The following is a 23,083-nucleotide window of genomic DNA, read 5'->3' on the forward strand; positions in this document are numbered from 1 at the left end:
GGGCGACTAAAATGAGTTTTCGTTGGAATTCCTATAAACAAAATTGTAGGATACTTACACATCCGCCCTATTTTTTGTGATATTCCTTACATAAATAGTTGTGGAAAAATCGGTGATATTCGCACCCCTCCTATACAAACCACTAGCAAGTGGCATAAATAAATTGAATATCACTAAGGAATGTTTTTCTCGCCATATTTTTCCGGCGAGAGACGGAAAGGATTCGAACCCGCCAACACAGGCAGGTTTAGATTGATAACAATTAAAGGACAAGTCGCATCGCTAAGTATGCCTTAGCACACGTGCGTCTAAATTGAACTGGAAGGATGTATCTATGGTAGATAGAGAGCAGGATTCACGAGGTCTATATACTCCTGAATTGGAGCATGACGCTTGTGGTATCGGTTTTGTTGCCCACCTGAAAAACCGTAAGTCTCACCAAGTTGTGACTCAAGCTTTAGACATGCTTGCTCGTATGGAACACCGTGGTGGCCAAGGCTGTGACCCATGTTCTGGTGATGGCGCAGGTATCTTATTACAAAAACCCCATGAGTTTTTACTTGAAGAGACCGTTAAACTTGGCTTAAAACTGCCTTCGTTTGAAAAGTACGGCGTCGGCGTGGTGCTGTTTCCAAGAGATGAGCACAAACGCGCCCAGTGTCGTGATATTTTAGAACGCAACGCCAAGAGACTCGATTTAGAAGTACTGGGTTATCGCGTTTTGCCAACCGATAACTCCATGATTGGCGCAGACCCACTTAGCACTGAGCCTCAATTTGAGCACGTTTTCATCTCCGGTGGCCCAAGTACCACCCCCGCAGAATTAGAGCGTAAATTGTACGTTCTGCGTAATTACACCGTTCGAGTCTGCTTAGAAAGTGTGTCCAACATTGGTGATGATTTTTACATCAACTCCATGTCTTACAAAACCTTGGTGTATAAAGGTCAGCTCACCACAGAGCAAGTACCACAGTACTTCCTTGATCTACAAAATCCGACCATGGTGACCGCGCTGGCACTGGTGCATTCTCGTTTTTCGACCAATACATTCCCTAAATGGCGCTTAGCTCAACCTTTCCGTTACATTGCGCACAACGGCGAAATCAACACAGTACGCGGCAATTTAAACTGGATGAAAGCGCGCGAAGCGATCCTCGAATCAGATTTGTTTACACAAGCTGAAATCGACATGCTGCTGCCAATTTGCCAAGAAGGCAGTTCAGATTCCGCCAACTTCGATATGGCATTAGAGTTATTGGTTCTGTCTGGCCGCAGCCTGCCACACGCCCTGATGATGATGATCCCTGAAGCGTGGCAAGAAAATAAAAATATGGACCCAACCCGCCGCGCATTTTACCAATACCATGCTAACGTCATGGAACCGTGGGATGGCCCAGCATCAGTATGTTTTACTGATGGTGTACAAGTTGGCGCAACACTGGACCGTAACGGCCTGCGCCCATCACGTTATACCGTGACTAAAGATGATTTTCTGATCATGGCTTCAGAATCTGGCGTGGTTGAAATTGCACCAGAGAACGTGGAATACCGTGGCCGTTTACAGCCCGGACGTATCTTTGTCGCGGATTTAGAGCAAGGACGCATCATTTCTGATGAGGAAGTGAAAGACAGCATTGCCAATGCACAGCCCTACGCCAAATGGGTTGAAGAGAACCTCCTCAGCTTGAAAAAACTGCCTGAAGCGAGCAACCAGTACAGCCAACCTGCTCCTGAGCGTCTAATGTCCCGCCAACAGTCGTTTGGCGTCAGCTCAGAAGAGGTGAATGAAATCATTCTTCCTTTGGCAAAAACCGGTTATGAACCGCTTTCGGCCATGGGTGCAGACTGGCCTCTGGCAGTGCTTTCGCATCAATCACAGCATCTCTCCAACTACTTTAAGCAACTGTTTGCTCAAGTCACCAACCCACCGATCGACCCGATCCGTGAAAGAATGGTGATGTCGCTCAATACTTACCTCGGTAAAGATCAGAACTTACTGACAGAGACGCCCCTGCACTGCTTAAAAGTCGAATTGGAATCTCCGGTTCTTTCCAACTCTGAGCTTGAGAAACTGCGCGCTATTGATAACGAACATCTGCAAGCGAAAACCTTAGATATCGTATTTCAAGCCAGTGAAGATCAAGGCAAATTGGAACGCGCGCTGAAACGCATTTGCCAATATGCAGAAGATGCGGTTATCGATGGTTACTCGATTATTTTATTGACTGACCGCGCGGTAAACTCAAACCATGCGGCGATCCCTGCAATGCTCGCTGTCGGTGCGGTTCATCACCACCTGATCCGTAAAGGCTTACGAGCTAAATGTGACATAGTGGTAGAAACCGGCGACGCGCGTGAAACACACCACTTTGCGACATTGATTGGCTATGGCGCAAATGCGGTTAACCCGTATTTAGTCATTGAAACCATTATCGATTTACAACGAGTCAAAAAACTCGACCCGACCATTGCAGCAAAAGATCTGTTTGACAATTACCGCAAAGGCATCAACGGCGGGCTGCTGAAGATCTTCTCCAAAATGGGCATTTCCACACTGCAGTCTTACCACGGTGCGCAAATTTTTGAAGCGTTGGGCATCAGCAAATCAGTGGTAGATAAGTACTTTACTGGCACTGTATCGCGCATCCAAGGTTTGACCATTGATGACATCGCAAAAGAGGTGTTAGTTCGCCATCGCGTGGGCTACCCGACTCGCGAAGTTCCAGTGCAAGTGTTGGATGTGGGCGGCGTTTATCAGTGGAAACAGCGTGGCGAAAAACACCTGTTTAACCCAGAGACGATTTCGTTGCTGCAACAATCAACACGCAACAAAGATTATGTGCAGTTCAAGCAATACGCGAAAGCGGTAGATGACCAAGGCGACAACGCTGCCACGCTGCGTAGCCAGCTTGATTTTGTTAAAAATCCAGCCGGTTCGATTCCCATTGAGGCAGTGGAACCGATTGAACGTATTTTAAAACGCTTCGCAACCGGTGCCATGTCGTTTGGTTCAATCTCCTACGAAGCGCACTCAACGTTAGCCGTGGCGATGAACCGTATTGGCGCGAAATCCAACTCGGGTGAAGGCGGTGAAGATCCAGCACGCTTTGAACGCAAAGAAAATGGCGATTGGGAACGCTCTGCAATTAAACAGGTCGCTTCTGGTCGTTTTGGCGTGACCTCCTACTACCTCACCAATGCCGATGAACTACAGATCAAAATGGCTCAAGGCGCGAAACCAGGTGAAGGTGGGCAACTGCCGGGTGATAAAGTCGATGATTGGATCGGCGCGACACGCCACTCGACTCCGGGAGTCGGTCTTATTTCACCACCACCACATCACGATATCTATTCGATCGAAGATTTGGCGCAGCTGATCTTTGATTTGAAAAACGCGAACCGTACCGGCCGCGTCAACGTGAAATTAGTTTCCGAAGCCGGGGTTGGTACTATCGCCTCCGGTGTGGCTAAAGCCAAAGCGGATGTGGTATTAATTGCCGGCTATGATGGCGGCACGGGTGCATCACCGATGTCTTCGATTCGTCACACAGGCTTGCCTTGGGAGCTCGGCCTTGCTGAAACGCACCAAACCTTGCTTAAAAATGGCCTGCGTAATCGCATTGTGGTGCAAAGTGACGGTCAGATGAAAACACCACGTGACCTTGCAATGGCGACATTGTTAGGCGCGGAAGAGTGGGGAATTGCCACCGCTGCGCTAGTGGTTGAAGGGTGTATCATGATGCGTAAGTGTCATAAAAACACCTGCCCAGTAGGGATTGCGACACAAAACAAAACCTTGCGTGAGCGCTTTGATGGCCGCGTAGACGATGTGGTCACCTTCTTCCAATACATGGCGCAAGGCTTACGTGAAATCATGGCTGAACTGGGTTTCCGTACTATCGATGAAATGGTTGGCCAATCGCATAAACTGAAAGTGCGTGACAACATCAACCACTGGAAATACAAAAACCTCGATTTGTCACCAGTGTTGTACATTCAAGAGCCTCGTGCAGAAGATGGTGTTTATTGCCAAACCAAACAAAATCATCATCTAGAAAACGTGCTAGATCGTCAGCTAATTCAAGTAGCCAACCCCGCGCTTGAGAAAGGCGAAGCGGTTAACGCAGTCTTCCCTATCGTCAACACTGACCGTAGCACGGGTACTATGCTGTCGAACGAAATATCGAAGGTATATAAAGACCAAGGTCTACCTCAGCCAATGAAAGTTAAATTCAACGGCTCCGCAGGACAATCATTCGGGGCATTCCTTGCTAAAGGGGTGACGTTTGAAGTGGAAGGTGATGCCAACGATTATTGGGGCAAAGGCTTATCTGGCGGTACGTTAGTGCTCTACCCTGACACGCGCTCAACCATCATTGCGCAAGATAACATTGTGGTGGGTAACGTCTGTTTCTATGGCGCAACTTCTGGTGAATCCTATATTCGCGGCCTTGCTGGAGAACGTTTCTGCGTGCGTAACTCAGGAGCTAAAGTGGTCGTAGAAGGTATCGGCGATCACGGCTGTGAATACATGACAGGTGGAGTCGCAGTGATCCTCGGTTCGACAGGACGTAACTTTGCGGCTGGTATGAGCGGCGGTGTAGCCTACGTGTGGAATCGACATGGAGACTTCGAAACTAAGCTTAACGCTGAATTGGTTGATCTCGACCCACTGCAACAAGAAGATACCGATCTGCTACGTGAGATGCTCAACAAGCATGTTCAGTTCACAGGAAGTGAAGTGGCTCAGTTATTCCTTGATAATTTTGAAGCAAATCTTACCCAAATGGTAAAAGTGATGCCGCGTGACTACAAAGCGGTTCTTCAAAAACGCAAGGCTGCAGCTGCGCAAGTACAAACGGAAGAAGTGGAGGCCGTATAAATGGGTAAGCCTACTGGATTTTTAGAACATGGCCGCGAGCTGCCAAAAAAGCTCGATCCAACGGTTCGTATTCAAAACAACCAAGAGTTTGTCCTCAACGAAGAGTTTGGTAGCAAAATTAATACTCAAGCGTCTCGTTGCATGGACTGCGGAGTACCGTTTTGCCATAACGGTTGCCCTATCGGTAACATTATTCCTGAATTTAACGATGCCGTTTATCGTGATAGTTGGGAAGAAGCTTGGAAGATCTTAAGCTCAACCAATAACTTCCCCGAGTTTACTGGTCGCGTGTGCCCTGCACCTTGCGAAAGTTCGTGCGTACTCGGGATCAACCAAGATCCCATTACCATCTGTAATATCGAAAAAACCATCGTGGAAACGGCTTATCGCGAAGGCTATGCCAAAGCGAAAAAGCCGCGTTCTCGTACTGGAAAAACCATCGCTATCATTGGCTCTGGCCCGGCGGGTTTGGCCGCAGCTGAGCAGCTGAACAGCGCGGGTCACTCAGTTACTGTGTTTGAACGTGATGAAAAAGTCGGCGGCCTGCTGCGTTTTGGCATTCCGGATTTCAAACTGGGTATGGACGTTATTGATCGCAAAATCAATTTGATGGCAGAAGCGGGCGTCAAGTTTGAAGTAAATGCACATATCGGTGTTGATATCAACGCACAGCAACTGCGCCAAGAGTTTGATGTCATCTTGCTTACAGGTGGCTCTACCGTGCCTCGTAACCTGCCGATTCCGGGGCGCGAGTTAAAAGGGGTTCATTTTGCGATGGAGTTTCTGGCACAAAATAACCGCCGCGCGAATAACATGGATCTTAAAACTGATGAGATCCACGCTAAGGGCAAACATGTGGTGGTAATTGGTGGTGGGGATACTGGTTCTGACTGTGTCGGAACCTCAAACCGACACGGCGCCGCAAGCATCACGCAAGTTGAAATCATGCCGATCCCAGCCAATAAACGCCCAGCCAATATGCCTTGGCCGCAATATCCAATGATTTTGCGCACCTCAACCTCCCATGAAGAGGGCTGCGAACGTCATTGGAATATTCTAACCAAAGAGTTCCTCGGCAACGAGCAAGGTCAAGTCACGGGGCTACGTGCTGCTGATATCGTTTGGCAAGATGCAAAACCGGGTGAGCGCCCGAACTTTGATGAAGTCGCGGGCAGTGAACGTATTATTGCGTGTGATATGGCTTTCCTTGCTATGGGCTTTTTACATCCAGAACCACATGGTGTACTTGCTCAGCTTGATATCAAGTTAGATGAGCGTGGCAATGTGGCAACACAAGGTTTTGCGACCAACCAAAACGGTGTTTTCGCTGCAGGTGATATGCGTACAGGACAATCGTTAGTCGTACGTTGTATCAATGAAGGGCGCGAGTGCGCACGCGAGATCGACGCTTACTTGATGGGCAACACCAACTTAGAAGCGAAAGCCGACTCATTGATGCTTTCAGCCTAGTGCCTCGCGCTCTTTTCGCTAGTTCAAGGTGATCCAGAGCGCTAAGCAGCGATGATCCCTTCCAACGTTCTACTTTTTGGCCAGCATTTAATGCTGGCCTTTTTTATGGCTAATTCTTATTCCATGAGATTACCCACGTTAACAAACTGTAACAACAAAAATTCTATCTCATTGAATATATTATATTAATCTAGATGATTAGGTGGTAAATCCCATTGCAACATGATTTTTCACCAACAACTTGACCTTTTGCACCATAAGCTATAGGTTGTGAAGTCAGTGAAAATTAAAATAATCATTTTTGTTAAAATTTAAATTGAGAATGAACGCATAATTACCCACTTAAAACAACAAAAATAGAATAGTTAGTCATTTACTGTCTGGATGACAGAGAAGCAAAGGGAGAATTGCAATGGCTCTATATGATCCAAGTTTAGAGAAAGACAACTGTGGATTTGGTTTGATCGCCCACATGGAAGGCCAAACCAGCCATAAATTAGTCAGAACCGCGATTTCAGCATTAGATCGCATGACCCACCGTGGCGGCATCGCAGCCGATGGTAAAACCGGTGATGGCTGTGGTCTATTACTACAAAAACCAGATAGTTACCTACGACTCATCGCTGAAGAAAAAGGCTGGAAGCTCGCCAAACAGTATGCGATTGGTATGATTTTCTTCAGTCAAGATCCGGTCAAAGCGCAATCAGCGCGCGATATTATCAACAAAGAACTGGCGCAAGAAACACTCACAGTGACAGGTTGGCGAACCGTACCAACGAATCAAGCTGTACTTGGCCCTATTGCTGCCGAATCTGTGCCTGATATTCAACAAGTCTTTATTAGTGCTCCCGCTGGTTGGCGTGAACGAGACATTGAACGACGCCTTTACATTGCTCGCCGTCGCATTGAAAAACAAATCACCGAAGATCGTGATTTCTATATTTGCTCACTATCGACTCAAGTCATTGTTTACAAAGGCTTGTGCATGCCTGCTGACTTACCGCGCTTTTATCTTGACCTAGCTGATCTACGGATGGAATCAGCCATTTGCTTGTTCCACCAGCGCTTTTCAACCAATACTCAGCCACGTTGGCCACTGGCACAGCCGTTCCGCTACTTAGCGCACAATGGTGAAATCAATACTATCGAAGGGAACCGTCAATGGGCGCGAGCACGGGCTTACAAATTTGCCTCTCCCCTACTACCGGATCTGCAAACCGCCGCGCCATTTGTCAATGAAACTGGTTCCGATTCATCAAGCTTAGACAACATGCTCGATCTGTTTTTAGCGGGGGGAATGGATATTTTCCGTGCCATGCGTATGTTAGTGCCGCCGGCGTGGCAAAATCACCCTGATATGGACCCAGACCTTCGTGCCTTTTACGACTTTAACTCAAAACACATGGAGCCATGGGATGGCCCAGCAGGCATTGTGTTATCGGATGGCCGTTATGCTGCTTGTAACCTTGATCGCAATGGCCTTCGCCCTGCGCGTTATGTGATCACCAAAGATAAACTCATCACCCTCGCCTCTGAAGTCGGAATTTGGGATTACGCGCCCGATGAAGTGGCTGAAAAAGGCCGCGTTGGGCCCGGTGAACTGCTGGTGATCGACACCCGCCATGGGAAATTGTGGCAATCTAGTGAAATTGATAACGATCTCAAAAGCCGCCACCCTTATGGCGAGTGGATGAAAAATAACGTCCACCGATTAACGCCATTTTCTGAACTCAGTGACGACTTGGTGGGCGAGCGCAGCTTTGACAATGACGAGCTAAAAACCTATCAAAAACAGTTTGCAATGAGCAACGAAGAGATTGATCAAGTACTGCGCGTACTGGGAGATGTAGGCCAAGAAGCGGTGGGATCAATGGGTGATGATACGCCGATGGCGGTGCTCTCTTCGAAAGAGCGCTTGGTTACCGATTATTTCCGCCAAAAATTTGCCCAAGTTACGAACCCGCCTATCGATCCACTACGTGAAAAGCACGTGATGTCACTGGCCACCAGCATCGGCCAAGAGATGAACGTGTTCTGTGAAACCGATGGTCACGCTTATCGTGTTACCTTTGATTCACCTATCTTGCTCTATTCCGACATGCAACAGCTATTGGAGCTCAGCGACAAACACTATCGCAATACCATTTTAGACATCAATTACGATCCACAGCATAAGGATCTCAAGCAAGCTTTGCTCGAACTTTGCCAACAAGCAGAGGAGGCTGTACGCCAAGGATCGGTATTGATCGTATTGTCTGACCGCGCTTTGCATAAGGATAAACTGCCGATCCCAGCGGCAATGGCCGTGGGCGCAGTACACACTCGCTTAGTCGAAGCCAACTTACGCTGCGATGCAAACATCATTATCGAAACCGCCACCGCACGTGACCCTCATCAATTTGCGGTCTTAATCGGCTTTGGCGCAACCGCCGTCTACCCTTACTTGGCCTACGAAACGCTCGGCAAAATGATTGATGATGGCACGTTGGAAAAAAGCTATCGCGAGGTGATGCAAAACTACCGGTACGGTATCGACAAAGGTTTATTGAAAATCATGTCGAAAATGGGCATTTCAACCGTTGCCTCTTATCGCTGCTCGCAGCTGTTTGAAGCGGTTGGCCTACATAGCGACGTAGTTCAGTTGTGTTTTAAAGGCGTCACCACGCGCATTCAAGGTGCTAACTTCGAAGACTTCCAACAAGATCTATTTAATTTAGCGCGCAAAGCGTGGACCAAACGTAAAACGCTCGAACAAGGTGGCTTATTAAAATACGTGCATGGTGGTGAATACCATGCCTGTAACCCAGATGTGGTTGGTACCTTACAAGCCGCAGTTAAATCAGGTGAAAGCGCCGATTACCAAAGCTTTGCCCAGCAGGTCAACGCACGCCCCGTCGCGATGCTACGCGATTTACTGCGCTTAAAAAAATCAGCGACACCGCTACCACTGGAAAAAATTGAACCCAGTACGGAGCTATTTAAACGTTTTGATTCTGCGGCGATGTCGATTGGCGCCTTAAGCCCAGAAGCTCATGAAGCGTTAGCGACCGCAATGAACCGCTTAGGTGGCTACTCCAACTCTGGTGAAGGTGGAGAAGATCCACGCCGTTTTGGCACTGAACGTAACTCCCGTATTAAGCAGGTCGCATCAGGGCGTTTTGGCGTGACTCCGCATTACCTCACCAATGCTGACGTACTGCAAATTAAAGTGGCGCAAGGAGCGAAGCCGGGTGAAGGTGGCCAACTTCCCGGCCATAAAGTGACCGCAGAAATTGCCAAGTTGCGCTATTCAGTACAAGGCGTAACCTTAATTTCGCCACCGCCGCACCACGATATTTATTCGATTGAAGATTTAGCCCAGCTGATTTTCGATCTCAAACAAGTTAACCCAAAAGCTTTGGTTTCGGTCAAATTGGTTTCAGAGCCGGGCGTTGGCACCATTGCCACTGGCGTTGCCAAAGCCTACGCCGATCTTATCACTATTTCTGGTTATGACGGCGGTACAGCGGCTAGCCCGCTCACCTCGGTAAAATACGCTGGTAGCCCTTGGGAACTCGGCCTTGCTGAAACCCAACAAGCGTTAGTCGCAAACGGCCTGCGCCACAAAATTCGACTTCAAGTTGACGGTGGTCTAAAAACAGGACTGGACGTGATTAAAGGCGCGATTTTAGGTGCCGAAAGCTTCGGTTTTGGCACAGCTCCTATGGTCGCGATGGGCTGTAAATTCTTACGGATTTGCCACCTTAATAACTGTGCGACGGGCGTAGCAACGCAAGATGAAACGCTGCGGAAAGAGTATTTCAAAGGCTTACCTGAGATGGTGATGAACTATTTCATCGGTCTTGCCGACGAGGTCCGTGGTTACTTGGCGCAGTTGGGCGTTGAAAAGCTCACCGATCTGATTGGCCGCACCGATTTACTAGAAGTACTTGAAGGGATGACCGCCAAGCAAAGCAAATTGGACTTATCCGGTTTATTGGAAGCGCCAGTATCGGCTCAGGGTCATCCGCTTTACTGGACTCAACCCAATACACCGTTTGATAAAGGACAACTTAACCAACAATTTGTCGATGACGCTTTAGCGGCAGTTGAAGCACAACAATCGATCAGCTTGTATTACAACGTACAAAATACTGACCGCTCGCTCGGTGCTCGCCTATCTGGTGAAATCGCCAAACGTTATGGTAACCAAGGCGTAGCCGCCTCGCCGATTAAAATTTATCTCGATGGCACAGCAGGTCAGTCATTTGGTGTATGGAACGCGGGTGGTGTTGAGCTTTACCTTACTGGTGATGCCAATGACTATGTTGGTAAAGGGATGGCAGGCGGAAAGCTGGTCATCAAACCCCACCTTGGTACCGCTTTTAACTGCAACGACGCTACGATCATCGGCAACACCTGTTTATATGGCGCAACGGGCGGCAAGCTGTTTGCGGCTGGCAAAGCGGGAGAGCGTTTTGGTGTGCGTAACTCTGGCACTATCACAGTTATCGAAGGCGCTGGTGATAACGCTTGCGAATACATGACAGGCGGAATCGTCGCCATTTTGGGCGCAACAGGCGTTAACTTTGGCGCGGGTATGACGGGCGGCTTTGCTTACGTGATGGATGAAAACGGTGATTTCCAAGGTCGAGTCAATAGTGAATCAGTAGAGGCTATTTCATTGCAAGATCTCTACATTCACCAAGAACATTTACGTGGTTTAATTGCCGAGCATTTGGAAGAGACGGGGTCGGTGCATGCTGAACAGATCTTAGCGAACTTTGATGAATGGATTCCAAAGTTCTATCTCATCAAACCCCAAGCGGCGGATCTGCAAACCCTACTCGGCCATCAAAGCCGCAGTGCCGCCGAACTTCGCGTTCAAGCGCAATAATTGGAAGGAGCCAGATTAATGAGCCAGAACGTATACCAATTTATTGATGTGAATCGAGTTGATCCGGCAAAAAAGCCGCTCACTATTCGCAAAATCGAGTTCGTCGAAATTTACGAACCCTTTACTAAACAGCAAGCGACCGCTCAAGCGGATCGCTGCTTAGATTGCGGCAACCCTTACTGCGAATGGAAATGCCCAGTACACAACTACATTCCGCAATGGCTAAAACTGGCCAACGAAGGGCGCATTATTGAAGCCGCTGAGCTATCGCACCAAACCAACAGCTTGCCTGAAGTATGTGGGCGAGTCTGCCCACAAGATCGCCTCTGTGAAGGTTCTTGTACCCTAAACAATGACTTTGGTGCGGTCACCATAGGTAACATCGAAAAATACATTAACGACAAAGCGTTTGAGATGGGCTGGAAACCAGACATGTCGCACGTGGAGTGGACGGATAAGAAAGTAGCGATCATTGGTGCAGGCCCAGCAGGCCTAGCCGCAGCCGATATTTTAGTGCGCAACGGGGTGAAGCCTGTGGTGTTTGATCGCTATCCTGAAATTGGTGGTTTGCTAACCTTTGGTATTCCCTCTTTCAAACTTGAAAAAGGCGTAATGGAAAACCGCCGCCGCATTTTCAGTGAGATGGGCGTCGAATTTCAGCTCAACATCGAAGTAGGTAAAGACATCACACTGCAAACGCTGCTTAATGAATATGATGCGGTTTTTCTCGGTGTAGGGACTTACCAAAACATGCGCGCAGGGCTAGAAAATGAAGAGGCAAACGGTGTTTACGATGCTCTACCCTTCTTAGTATCAAATACTTATAAAGTGATGGGTTTGGAATCGCCCCAACCATTTATTGATATGGCGGGCAAAAAAGTCGTGGTACTTGGAGGCGGAGACACTGCGATGGATTGCGTGCGTACTTCCATTCGCCAACATGCCGCCAAAGTGATTTGTGCCTACCGACGCGATGAAGAGAACATGCCGGGTTCACGCCGAGAAGTGAAAAATGCCAAAGAAGAAGGCGTAGAATTTATGTTCAACCTGCAACCGCTCGCCATTGAGGTCAATGAACAAGGCCAAGTGAGTGGCGTTAAAGTGGTGCAAACCGCTTTAGGGGAGCCTGACACTGCTGGGCGTCGCAAGCCCGAGCCAGTTGCGGGCAGCGAACATGTGTTGGCAGCCGACGCCGTCATTATGGCGTTTGGTTTTCAGCCACATGCCATGCCATGGCTTGAGCCATTCGGCGTTGAACTTGATCAATGGGGACGCATTAAGGCCGCGTCGCAGCAATCGTTCCAGTACCAAACCAGTAATGAAAAAATTTTTGCTGGTGGGGATGCCGTGCGCGGCTCCGATCTGGTCGTCACGGCCATTGACGAAGGGCGCAAAGCCGCAGAAGGAATACTTGACTACTTAGGCCTTTAAGCCTTAACTGCTTAATATCCTTGAAGGATTCATGGTAACGTGAATCCTTTTTTCTTAGGCCATTTTCCTTCAACCATCGACACTGCAGCTTGCTTGTATTTTGGCGATTGGTAATGAGGATTCATTTGATAAGGACTATCATGCGCGTAGTACTAAGTTTACTGATGTTTGCCACACTAACCGCTTGCAGCCAAGGAGTGACAACTATGACCGATCGCACTGCGACCCCTTGCGGAAATAAACCGAATTGCGTTTCAACTCAAGATGAGCGTAACGCGTTCTCGCTATCTCCCTTTATCCTCAAAACAGGCGTCTCTTTAGATAAAATTGAAGCGGTTGCGCTTTCTATTCCTCGCTCTAAAACGGCGGTGAAAGAGGACAATTATCTCCGCATTGAATGCACCAGTCGTATTTGGCGATTTGTGGATGATCTTGAACTTAAGATAGAGAACGGCCGTTTAATCGTACGATCTGAATCGCGCATTGGTTATTCAGATATGGGCGTCAATCGTAAGCGAGCAGAAACACTGCGAGAAAACCTCACCAAAGCAGGCTTGATTGAATAGTTGCTCAATATCGCACTGGCGGAAAGTTTCGTGCTAAACTTCGGCCAATTTTGCTATACCCAAACAACTTGGAGTTGCAGGTAGGCGGCAAGTGAGTGAGTCCCCATAAGCATAGGCAAACTATGTTATTGGGGTGAACGAACGTAGCCAACACCGCTGCGGCTTCAAGTAGGAAGGGTATATTCACCAGATATTTACTATCAACCTAATATTTACTACTAACCGAATAAGAGAAACCTCATGAAAATCGGCATTATTGGCGCGATGGAGCAAGAAGTCGCGATATTAAAAGACGCAATCGACAATGTTCAACAAGTCAGCAAAGCGGGCTGCACCTATTTTTCAGGTCAAATCCATGGGGTGGATGTGGTGGTGCTACAATCTGGCATTGGTAAAGTCGCCGCAGCCATTGGCACCACTCTTTTACTTAATGAATACCAACCAGATGTAGTGATTAACACCGGTTCTGCAGGTGGTTTTGATTCAAGCTTAACCATGGGTGATGTAGTCATTTCAAGCGAAGTTCGTCACCATGATGCCGATGTAACAGCATTTGGCTATGAAATGGGGCAAATGGCAGGTCAACCAGCCGCTTTCAAAGCGGATGATGCATTGATCCGCGTTGCAGAACAAGCACTCACACACATCAAAGATAAGCACGCGGTACGCGGCCTGATTTGTACCGGGGATGCTTTCGTTTGTACCGCTGAGCGTCAAAGCTTTATTCGCCAACACTTCCCAACCGTGATTGCAGTTGAAATGGAAGCTTCAGCAATTGCACAAACTTGCCACCAATTCAAAGTGCCTTTTGTGGTCGTTCGCGCCATTTCAGATGTAGCCGATAAAGCGTCTCCGATGTCCTTTGATGAATTTTTACCGCTTGCCGCACAAAGCTCATCAGAAATGGTGATTAAGATGGTCGAACTGCTTAAGTAAGCAGTGACAGACTCAACATGGACGAGTTAATCACCTACTTGTATGCCAACGGTACGCTCCTCGTTATGTGGGGAGCGGTTGCCTTTCATCTTATTTTACCCATCCCACGTAACGCTCATCCCGTCACTTTGTGGCGAAAATTTGCGGAAATATTAGCGGATAAAGTCAATACCAGTAGCAGTTATTCACAAAGCCTACTTTCCGGCACACTGGCTTGGCTATTGATGTGCCTACCCGCATGGGTCACCTTAGTCGCGTTAAAACCTTTGGTATGGCAACCTCAACTATTTGATTTAGCGCTACTATTACTCGCATTTGATTGGCGTAGCCAAGAATTATTAGCCAATCAGCTTATCGGCGCACTCAGCAAAGAAGACAAAAAATACGCTCGCAGCGTGCTTGCCCCTTTTGTGAATCGTGAAACCGATAGCTTGTCAGCGCTGGGGTTAGGTAAGGCGGGGGCTGAAACCGTCATTGTTGGCTATGGGCGCAACGTGATTGCAGTGCTATTTTGGTACGCCTGTCTTGGCGGTATTGGCGCGTTGATGTACCGTCTCATCGCTGAACTCGCCAGAGCTTGGGCGCCTTCGCGAGCGGCGTTTCATCCTTTTGGTATTCCATCGGTACGCTTGCTGGCTGTGCTTGACTTTGTGCCACTGCGCCTATTTAGCCTATTGATTATCATTGGTCGCAACGCATCAAACACCTTCTCAGCCATGTTACAACAAAGCCGCTTATGGCCACTCCCGGGGCCTGCATGGTTGTTAACCGCCGTCGGCAATAAACTATCACTGGCCTTAGGTGGCCCAGCTATCTACGGTGATAAAAAAGCCCTGCGCGTAAAAATAGGCGGACGTATCGCCCCATCAGCCTTCCACCTTGCGCAAATCCAAAAACTGCTAGCTTGGCGTATTTTCGCGTGGATAGCATTAGAGAGCGTGATACTGCTGCTCGTCCATCAAGGATTTTAGATGCGTTTACTGTTTCTCAATGTTGTCGTCACGCTGTGCGTGGCTTTTCCAGTTCAAGCGCAAGTTAAACGCATCATTAGCTTAGCCCCTCATGCCACGGAATTGGCCTTTGCGGCTGGCCTTGGTGATAAATTGGTGGCCGTCAGCGAGTACAGTGACTACCCAGCACAAGCACTCAAACTCGAAAAAGTGGCCAATTACCAAGGGTTGAATATAGAACGCATTCTTACCCTAAAACCGGATTTAGTGATTGCTTGGCCTGCAGGTAATCCGGCGAAGGAGCTCGATAAATTAGAGCAGTTAGGACTGACGATTTATACGACAAAAACTCAAAAACTCGATGACATTGCCAATAATATTGAAGCACTTAGCCAATTTGCCGATGATCCGAGTATCGGCCAGCAAGCGGCGCGTGATTTTCGTCAATCACTCATCACTCTGAAACAGAGTTATGGCAGCCAAAGTAAAGTTCGTTATTTCTATCAACTCAGTGAAAAACCGATCATCACACTGGCCAAAGGCAGTTGGCCCAGTGAGGTCTTTGAATTTTGTGGCGGCGAAAATATTTTTGCCAACAGCGCATCCCTCTACCCTCAAGTTGGGATTGAGCAAGTGCTGCTGGCTAAACCTGATGTAATTTTCACCTCTGAACATGCGATAGAAAATGGCACGATGTGGCAAAAGTGGCAACAGCAACTACCCGCTGTACAAAACGGTTTTGTGTGGGCACTGACCTCAGATTGGTTAAATCGACCAACGCCCAGAACACTGCAAGCGATAGAAGAAGTGTGTGAGTACTTTTCCGTCGTTCGCCAAAAACGCTAACGCTTGCGTAATAAAATCTCGTACAATTCCTGCCCGAATTTTGTTCCATTAACGACTAAAGAGAACCCAGTAACATGGACTCCATGCTGCTCTATCTTATTGACTTATTTGGTACGGCTATCTTTGCCATTTCTGGCGTATTATTAGCTGGTCGATTAAAAATGGACCCGTTTGGCGTGGTCGTGCTTGCGAGCGTTACTGCAATTGGCGGTGGAACAATTCGTGATATGGCATTGGGTGCGACGCCAGTCTTCTGGATAAAAGACACCACTTATCTTTGGGTCATTTTCATCACTTGTTTACTCACCATGCTGCTGGTTCGCAGGCCTAAACGCGTTGCTTGGTGGATCTTACCCGTTTGTGATGCAATCGGTTTAGCCGTGTTTGTTGGCATTGGTGTTGAAAAGGCGATGAACTATCAAGACTCGGCCATGGTTGCGGTAATCATGGGCGTTATTACTGGCTGTGGCGGCGGTATTATTCGTGATGTACTGGCCCGTGAGATTCCAATGGTGCTACGCAGCGAAGTCTATGCTACAGCTTGTATCATCGGCGGTCTGTTTCATACCACAGCACTGGCGATGGACTACGATAGCTCAAGCGCCTTTCTGGCCGGAGTCGCCTCAACCTTGATCATTCGACTTGGCGCGATCCGCTGGCACTTATCACTGCCCACTTTTGCACTGAATAAATAAAGCCGATCTCATCAAAACCACAAACAGTAACATGTACAGACGCTATGGGTTATGGTCGCTTTGCGATAAGATGAGCTAATCTATTCCTCATCGTCATTAATTATGTTGCTAGAAGGTATCGAAACTTTGCTGGTGCTGAGCAAAGAAAAAACCATGGGGCGTACGGGCAGCCTACTCTACATTAGCCAGTCCGCCGTTAGTAAGCGGATTGCTAATTTAGAAAAAAGGGTCGGTAAAAAGCTGATTGAGCCTGATGGCCGACAGATTAAATTAACCACAGATGCACAGGCCTTGGTTGAAACTATTGGCCCAAGCTTTAGTGAGTTATGCGGTTTAATTTTCGATCAACAATCTTTTACGGATGCCACATTGATCAGGATAGACTGCTCAGAAACGTTAGTCGCTGGCTATATTAATGCCACAATGGGGCAGTACCTCAAGCACGATAAGTTCATCACCATCACCACGAACCATACGCCGAGGATTGTTCAGCACGTTCAATCAGGCAAAGCGACACTAGGATTTTGCGCAGGCTACTTGCCCGCTAATCATGGGCTAATGACGTTTCATCTGGTAGATGAACCCTTTTACATTGTCAGCCAAACACCCTTATCTTCATTACCTAAACAGCTCGTTACCAATGATTTATCCAACCCAGCGAACGCCTATCAAGTCGATATATTGGCGAAACTCGCCATCACGCCACAGATGGAAATGGACTCGTATACGGCCGCAGCGCAATTGGCATTAGGAGGCATGACGCCTGCTTTAGTGCCACTTTCAGTGATTAAAGCGCTGAACATTGAACCTCGCTATTACTTTGATTTTGATGAACTACAACCTTTGGTTCGGCCTGTTCATCTCTGTCTGCGCAGCAATAGTTATCGCTCGCCAAGAGTCAAAAGATTGATAACAACCATTGCTGATGCTGTTGCCAAAGAAGTTTTATTGCCATCAACATCGACATCACAATAACTAATGGGCGGATCCATTTCTGCCCTTTAGTCACCACTATCTTTGCGCCCATTCTCGCCCCTAAAAAACCACCAACGGCCATCACCAGCCCTATCTTCCAAATCGGCAAGCCAGCAATAACAAAAAAAAGCAGCGCAGCAATGTTTGAAGTGAAGTTGAGAACCTTGGTTCTTGCAGTCGCTTCAATCAACGAAAAATGACCTAACACGACAAAACAGACCGTAAAAATAGACCCGGTGCCCGGACCGAAAAAACCATCATAAAAGCCGATACCAAAACCGACCGTAAAAGCAAAAGCCGTTTCAGACAATGGAGCAGGCCCATTGTGGGTTTTCGTCGCGGGTGCAAGTAGAAAATAAAGTGAAATGCCGATCAGCAACAGCGGGATTAAGCTGGTCAACAAACTGGCATCCATATGCTGCACAAGTTCAGCCCCACACGCAGCGCCGATAAAAGTACAAGTTATCGCCAACTTCATCTCTTTTAGGTTCACAATGCCATTGCGTACAAAATACCAAGTGGCGGAGAAACTGCCAAATGAGCTTTGTAGCTTATTGGTAGCCAGCGCTTGAGTCGGTGGCACGCCTACTGCCAGCAAAGCCGGCAAAGTAAGCAAACCGCCACCGCCAGCCATCGCATCAATGAACCCTGCAATCCCTGCAACCAAAAACAACAGGCCTAATACTTCCAGTGAAAGTTCCATTTCTTATCAACGCATTGAACAATAAAAACCAACAATAGCACCACTTAAAAGGTGAAAACAGCGAAAGCCAAGACAACAACCCATTCCCATTTTTCATCAATTAAAAAGCTATCCTCTAGGCCAAATCTCTTCTTCATTGGTAAAACGATTCAATTCGGCCGAATAAAAAAAGCCCGCTTAATTCAGCGGGCAATGAGGTTGTCATGTAGGTCTTAGACCTACTGATTTATTATTTTTTAACGCTTATGCTAAGTGTGCTTTCACTTGCGCGTGTAACTCTTGCACTGACGTAACTGATGACTTCGCATCGGCCGTATGAGACATACAGGTTGCAAAGGCAGCATTCAGTGTTGTGGTGTAGTTGACTTTTTGTGCTAATGCTCCACGACGAAGAACTTTAGAATCTTCAATCGCTTGACGCCCCTCGGCTGTATTAATGATGTAGGTGTATTCATTATTCTTAATACGGTCAAGAATATGAGGGCGACCTTCATGCACTTTATTCACCAAACGTGGGTTAATACCGGCTTCACCTAAAATTACAGCTGTACCGTGGGTAGCATCAAGCTGATAACCTAATTTCACCAGTTTCGACGCTAAATCAACCACACGCTGTTTATCACCTTCACGTACAGAGAGCAGAGCTCGGCCGCCTTCAGGATAAACATTACCGCAACCTAATTCCGCTTTTGCATAAGCTTCAGCAAACGTTGCACCCACACCCATCACTTCACCCGTTGAACGCATTTCAGGGCCAAGCAGTGGGTCAACACCAGGGAATTTATTAAATGGCAGAACCACTTCTTTCACTGAGTAGTAAGGAGGAATGATCTCTTTAGTAAAGCCTTGTGACTCTAGAGACTGCCCTGCCATCACGCGCGCGGCAATTTTGGCAAGCGGTGCGCCCGTTGCTTTTGACACAAACGGTACAGTACGAGCGGCACGAGGGTTAACTTCAATCAGGTAAACTTGATTATCTTTAACCGCAAACTGCGTGTTCATCAAACCACGAACGCCCAATTCAAACGCCAGCTTCTCAACTTGTTCACGCATCACATCTTGGATTTCTTGGCTTAACGTATAAGCCGGTAGAGAGCAAGCTGAGTCACCAGAGTGAACACCCGCTTGTTCGATGTGCTCCATGATGCCACCAATGACGACACGCTCACCATCACAAATCGCATCGATATCGACTTCAATTGCATCATCGAGGAAGCGATCAAGCAGTACTGGGGATTCGTTAGACACACTGACCGCTTCGTTAAAGTAACGACGCAGATCTTGTTCGTCATAGACGATTTCCATCGCGCGGCCACCAAGAACGTAAGACGGGCGTACCACCAGCGGGAAGCCGATGTCTTTCGATTTTTCAATCGCCTGTTCCATTGTGGTCACTGTTGCGTTTTCTGGCTGCAGCAGACCTAAACGATCAACCGCTTGTTGGAAACGCTCACGATCTTCGGCGCGGTCAATCGCATCTGGGCTAGTACCAATGATAGGCACTCCAGCGGCTTCAAGTGCACGAGCCAATTTCAGTGGTGTTTGACCACCGTATTGCACGATGACGCCTTTAGGTTTTTCAACACGAACAATCGCCAATACATCTTCGAGTGTCACTGGTTCAAAATAGAGGCGATCGGAGGTGTCATAATCTGTTGAAACAGTTTCAGGGTTACAGTTAACCATGATGGTTTCATAACCATCTTCGCGTAGCGCGAGTGAGGCGTGAACACAACAGTAATCAAATTCGATACCTTGACCAATACGGTTTGGACCACCGCCGAGCACCATGATTTTGTCTCTATCGGTCGGTTGTGCTTCACATTCGTCATCATAAGAGGAGTACATGTAAGCCGTATCAGACGAAAACTCCGCCGCACAAGTATCGACACGCTTGTAAACCGGATGAATATTATATTGGTCACGCATACGACGAATTTCACTTTCAGCCACGCCAAGCAGTGAAGAGAGACGCGCATCCGAAAAACCTTTGCGCTTCATCTTGCGTAGAACATCCGCATTTAAGCCAGCAAAACCGCCCGCTTTGACTTCTTGTTCCATTTTGACCAGTTCTTCGATTTGTACCAAGAACCAGCGATCAACGTTAGTCAGGTTGAAGACCCCATCCACTGACAAACCAGCGCGGAAAGCATCTGCGATATACCAAATACGCTCAGCACCCGCTTCTTTCAGCTCATGGCGAATTTTAGTCAGTGCATCTGGCGCGTCTAAATCAACCATTTCGTCTAGGCCGTTTACGCCAATTTCCAGCCCACGCAGTGCTTTTTGCAGCGATTCTTGTTGGTTACGACCAATCGCCATCACTTCGCCCACCGACTTCATTTGCGTGGTTAAGCGATCGTTAGCACCGGCAAATTTTTCGAAGTTAAAGCGAGGGATTTTCGTCACAACATAATCAATAGTTGGTTCAAACGACGCTGGGGTTGCACCACCAGTAATGTCGTTCATTAACTCATCAAGTGTGAAACCTACCGCCAATTTGGCCGCAACTTTGGCAATAGGGAAACCCGTCGCTTTCGATGCAAGAGCCGAAGAGCGAGAAACACGTGGGTTCATCTCGATGATCACCATGCGGCCATCTTTCGGGTTGATACCAAACTGTACGTTCGAACCACCCGTTTCCACACCGATTTCACGCAGTACGGCTAGCGATGCGTTACGCATGATCTGATATTCTTTGTCAGTTAGCGTTTGCGCAGGAGCTACCGTGATCGAGTCCCCCGTGTGAATACCCATTGGGTCAAAGTTTTCAATCGCACAGACTATGATGCAGTTGTCCGCTTTATCGCGAACCACTTCCATTTCGTACTCTTTCCAACCGATGAGTGATTCATCAATCAACAACTCGTTGGTTGGCGAAAGATCAAGGCCACGGCGGCAAATCTCTTCAAACTCTTCTTTGTTGTAAGCGATACCGCCGCCGGTTCCACCCATAGTAAATGAAGGGCGAATAATGCAAGGGAAACCCACCATCTCTTGAACGCGGTAAGCTTCTTCCATAGTTTTTGCCGTATCAGCGCGAGGACAAGCTAAGCCGATTGACTTCATCGCTTTATCAAAGCGAGAACGATCTTCCGCTTTATCAATCGCATCAGCCGTTGCGCCAATCATCTCAACGCCAAACTCAGCCAGAACACCATGCTTTTCCAGTTCAAGTGCACAGTTCAATGCAGTTTGGCCACCCATGGTCGGTAATACCGCGTCTGGGCGCTCTTTTTCGATGATTTTACGCACTACTTCCCAATGGATAGGCTCAATATAAGTCGCATCGGCCATCTCTGGGTCAGTCATGATAGTGGCAGGGTTCGAGTTAACCAAAATCACTCGGTAACCTTCTTCACGCAGGGCTTTACATGCTTGAGCGCCAGAGTAGTCAAACTCACAAGCCTGACCGATTACAATCGGGCCAGCACCTAGAATTAGAATACTTTTAATGTCAGTACGTTTTGGCATTGTCTACTACTCCGAATTACGCTGTGTGCTTTTTAATTAGTTCAATAAAATGGTCAAACAAAGGGGCGGCATCGTGCGGGCCAGGACTCGCTTCAGGGTGTCCCTGAAAGCTAAAGGCTGGCTTATCGGTGCGGTGAATTCCTTGTAGTGAACCATCAAATAGCGATTTGTGCGTTGCACGAAGCGTGATAGGCAGCGTTGCTTCATCAGCAGCAAAACCGTGGTTTTGTGCCGTAATCATCACCACATTACGATCCAAATCTTTCACTGGATGGTTCGCGCCATGGTGGCCAAATTTCATTTTTACTGTTTTTGCACCAGACGCCAATGCCAAAATTTGATGTCCTAAACAGATACCAAAAATAGGCAGTCCTTTCTCTAAGAACACTTTGGTTGCTTCAATCGCATAAGTACATGGTTCTGGGTCGCCAGGGCCATTTGATAAAAAGACACCATCAGGTTTCAGCGCTAGAACTTCTTCAGCCGAGGTTTGTGCTGGTACCACAGTTAGGCGGCATCCTCGGTCAACCAACATACGGAGGATATTGCGCTTTGCACCGAAATCGTAGGCAACAACGTGATAGGGCAACTCGCTGTCATCTTTCGCTTCAGGAAGTCCACCTTCGAGCGTCCACGAACCTTGTTTCCATTGGTACGCTTCTTTTGTTGTAACTTCTTTCGCAAGATCCATTCCTTTTAAACCGGGGAACTCTTTGGCTTTTACCAGCGCCAATGCTTCATCTAAATGGTCACCTGCCATAATGCAGCCATTCTGAGCTCCTTTTTCACGCAAAATGCGCGTTAGCTTGCGCGTGTCGATATCGGCAATGCCCACAATATTTTGTGATTTAAGGTAGTCAGAAAGGGAAAGTTCATTACGGAAGTTAGAAGCGATAAGAGGGAGATCGCGAATCACAAGGCCTTGTGCATGGATAGAAGAGGATTCTTCGTCTTCGGAATTGGTTCCGGTATTGCCTATGTGGGGGTAAGTAAGAGTAACGATTTGTTGAGAATAGGAAGGATCAGTGAGGATTTCTTGGTACCCCGTCATCGAGGTATTAAAGACGACTTCACCAACGGATATTCCATCAGCGCCAATGGATACACCGTGGAACACCGTCCCATCTTCTAGGACTAACAGTGCTGACTTACTCAAGACAACCTCCAGAATAAAAATGCAAAAAATATAAATTAAACTGCAAACCTGTCTTCCTTAAGGCCATAAAGTCGCGCCATAGGGTGATTTAGACAAATTGGCGGTATTCTAATGACCACCATG

13 protein-coding genes are annotated in these 23,083 nt (G+C 47.7%); 10 read left to right on the forward strand and 3 right to left on the reverse strand.

What is annotated here, in order from left to right; genetic code table 11:
• Window positions 1-334: 334 nt before the first annotated feature.
• From gltB (PL85_RS01720) to PL85_RS01765, 10 genes are all read left to right on the forward strand, one after another.
• Window positions 335-4,882: a glutamate synthase large subunit gene (gltB, locus tag PL85_RS01720; protein WP_115339269.1), complete on the forward strand. Its 4,548-nt coding sequence runs from the start codon at window positions 335-337 to the stop codon at window positions 4,880-4,882.
• The gene (locus tag PL85_RS01725; RefSeq protein ID WP_115339270.1) at window positions 4,883-6,352 is read left to right on the forward strand and encodes a glutamate synthase subunit beta; all 1,470 of its coding nucleotides are present in this window, start codon (window positions 4,883-4,885) and stop codon (window positions 6,350-6,352) included. It abuts the gene before it with no gap.
• 412 nt (window positions 6,353-6,764) lie between these two features.
• A complete protein-coding gene (gene gltB / locus PL85_RS01730) occupies window positions 6,765-11,228 on the forward strand; it encodes a glutamate synthase large subunit (protein ID WP_115339271.1) in 4,464 nt (1,487 codons plus the stop codon).
• An 18-nt stretch (window positions 11,229-11,246) separates the two neighbouring features.
• Window positions 11,247-12,659 (forward strand): FAD-dependent oxidoreductase, encoded by a 1,413-nt coding sequence (locus tag PL85_RS01735; protein ID WP_026029144.1) that lies wholly within the window; start codon window positions 11,247-11,249, stop codon window positions 12,657-12,659.
• Window positions 12,660-12,799: 140 nt separating this feature from the next.
• On the forward strand, window positions 12,800-13,225 hold the full coding sequence (locus PL85_RS01740; protein ID WP_081244961.1) for a DUF1499 domain-containing protein: 426 nt from the start codon (window positions 12,800-12,802) through the stop codon (window positions 13,223-13,225).
• A gap of 240 nt (window positions 13,226-13,465) precedes the next feature.
• Window positions 13,466-14,161, forward strand: coding sequence for a 5'-methylthioadenosine/S-adenosylhomocysteine nucleosidase (gene mtnN, locus PL85_RS01745; RefSeq protein WP_088729139.1), 696 nt, complete (start codon window positions 13,466-13,468; stop codon window positions 14,159-14,161).
• 17 nt (window positions 14,162-14,178) lie between these two features.
• A complete protein-coding gene (locus PL85_RS01750) occupies window positions 14,179-15,132 on the forward strand; it encodes a cobalamin biosynthesis family protein (RefSeq protein ID WP_017050448.1) in 954 nt (317 codons plus the stop codon).
• The gene (gene btuF / locus PL85_RS01755; protein ID WP_115339273.1) at window positions 15,133-15,957 is read left to right on the forward strand and encodes a vitamin B12 ABC transporter substrate-binding protein BtuF; all 825 of its coding nucleotides are present in this window, start codon (window positions 15,133-15,135) and stop codon (window positions 15,955-15,957) included.
• Window positions 15,958-16,031: 74 nt separating this feature from the next.
• Complete coding sequence (locus tag PL85_RS01760; protein ID WP_017046526.1) at window positions 16,032-16,652, forward strand: TRIC cation channel family protein; 621 nt, start codon at window positions 16,032-16,034, stop codon at window positions 16,650-16,652.
• A 102-nt stretch (window positions 16,653-16,754) separates the two neighbouring features.
• Entirely contained in the window at window positions 16,755-17,627 is an 873-nt protein-coding gene (locus tag PL85_RS01765; protein WP_064625866.1) for a LysR family transcriptional regulator, read from the forward strand.
• Here PL85_RS01765 and PL85_RS01770 read toward each other — a convergent pair.
• The 3 genes from PL85_RS01770 to carA all read right to left on the reverse strand — a co-directional run bounded on the left by PL85_RS01770 (window position 17,551) and on the right by carA (window position 22,960).
• Window positions 17,551-18,330 carry a TSUP family transporter gene (locus tag PL85_RS01770; protein ID WP_064625867.1) on the reverse strand — a complete coding sequence of 260 codons (780 nt, stop codon included), beginning with the start codon at window positions 18,328-18,330 and terminating at the stop codon, window positions 17,551-17,553. The two genes, PL85_RS01765 and PL85_RS01770, sit on opposite strands and share 77 nt — an antisense overlap.
• A gap of 243 nt (window positions 18,331-18,573) precedes the next feature.
• Complete coding sequence (gene carB / locus PL85_RS01775) at window positions 18,574-21,804, reverse strand: carbamoyl-phosphate synthase large subunit (protein ID WP_017042643.1); 3,231 nt, start codon at window positions 21,802-21,804, stop codon at window positions 18,574-18,576.
• A 16-nt stretch (window positions 21,805-21,820) separates the two neighbouring features.
• Entirely contained in the window at window positions 21,821-22,960 is a 1,140-nt protein-coding gene (gene carA, locus PL85_RS01780) for a glutamine-hydrolyzing carbamoyl-phosphate synthase small subunit (protein WP_017047461.1), read from the reverse strand.
• Window positions 22,961-23,083: the final 123 nt, after the last annotated feature.

It is taken from the genome of Vibrio anguillarum (assembly GCF_001989995.2).
Taxonomy (GTDB): domain Bacteria; phylum Pseudomonadota; class Gammaproteobacteria; order Enterobacterales; family Vibrionaceae; genus Vibrio; species Vibrio anguillarum.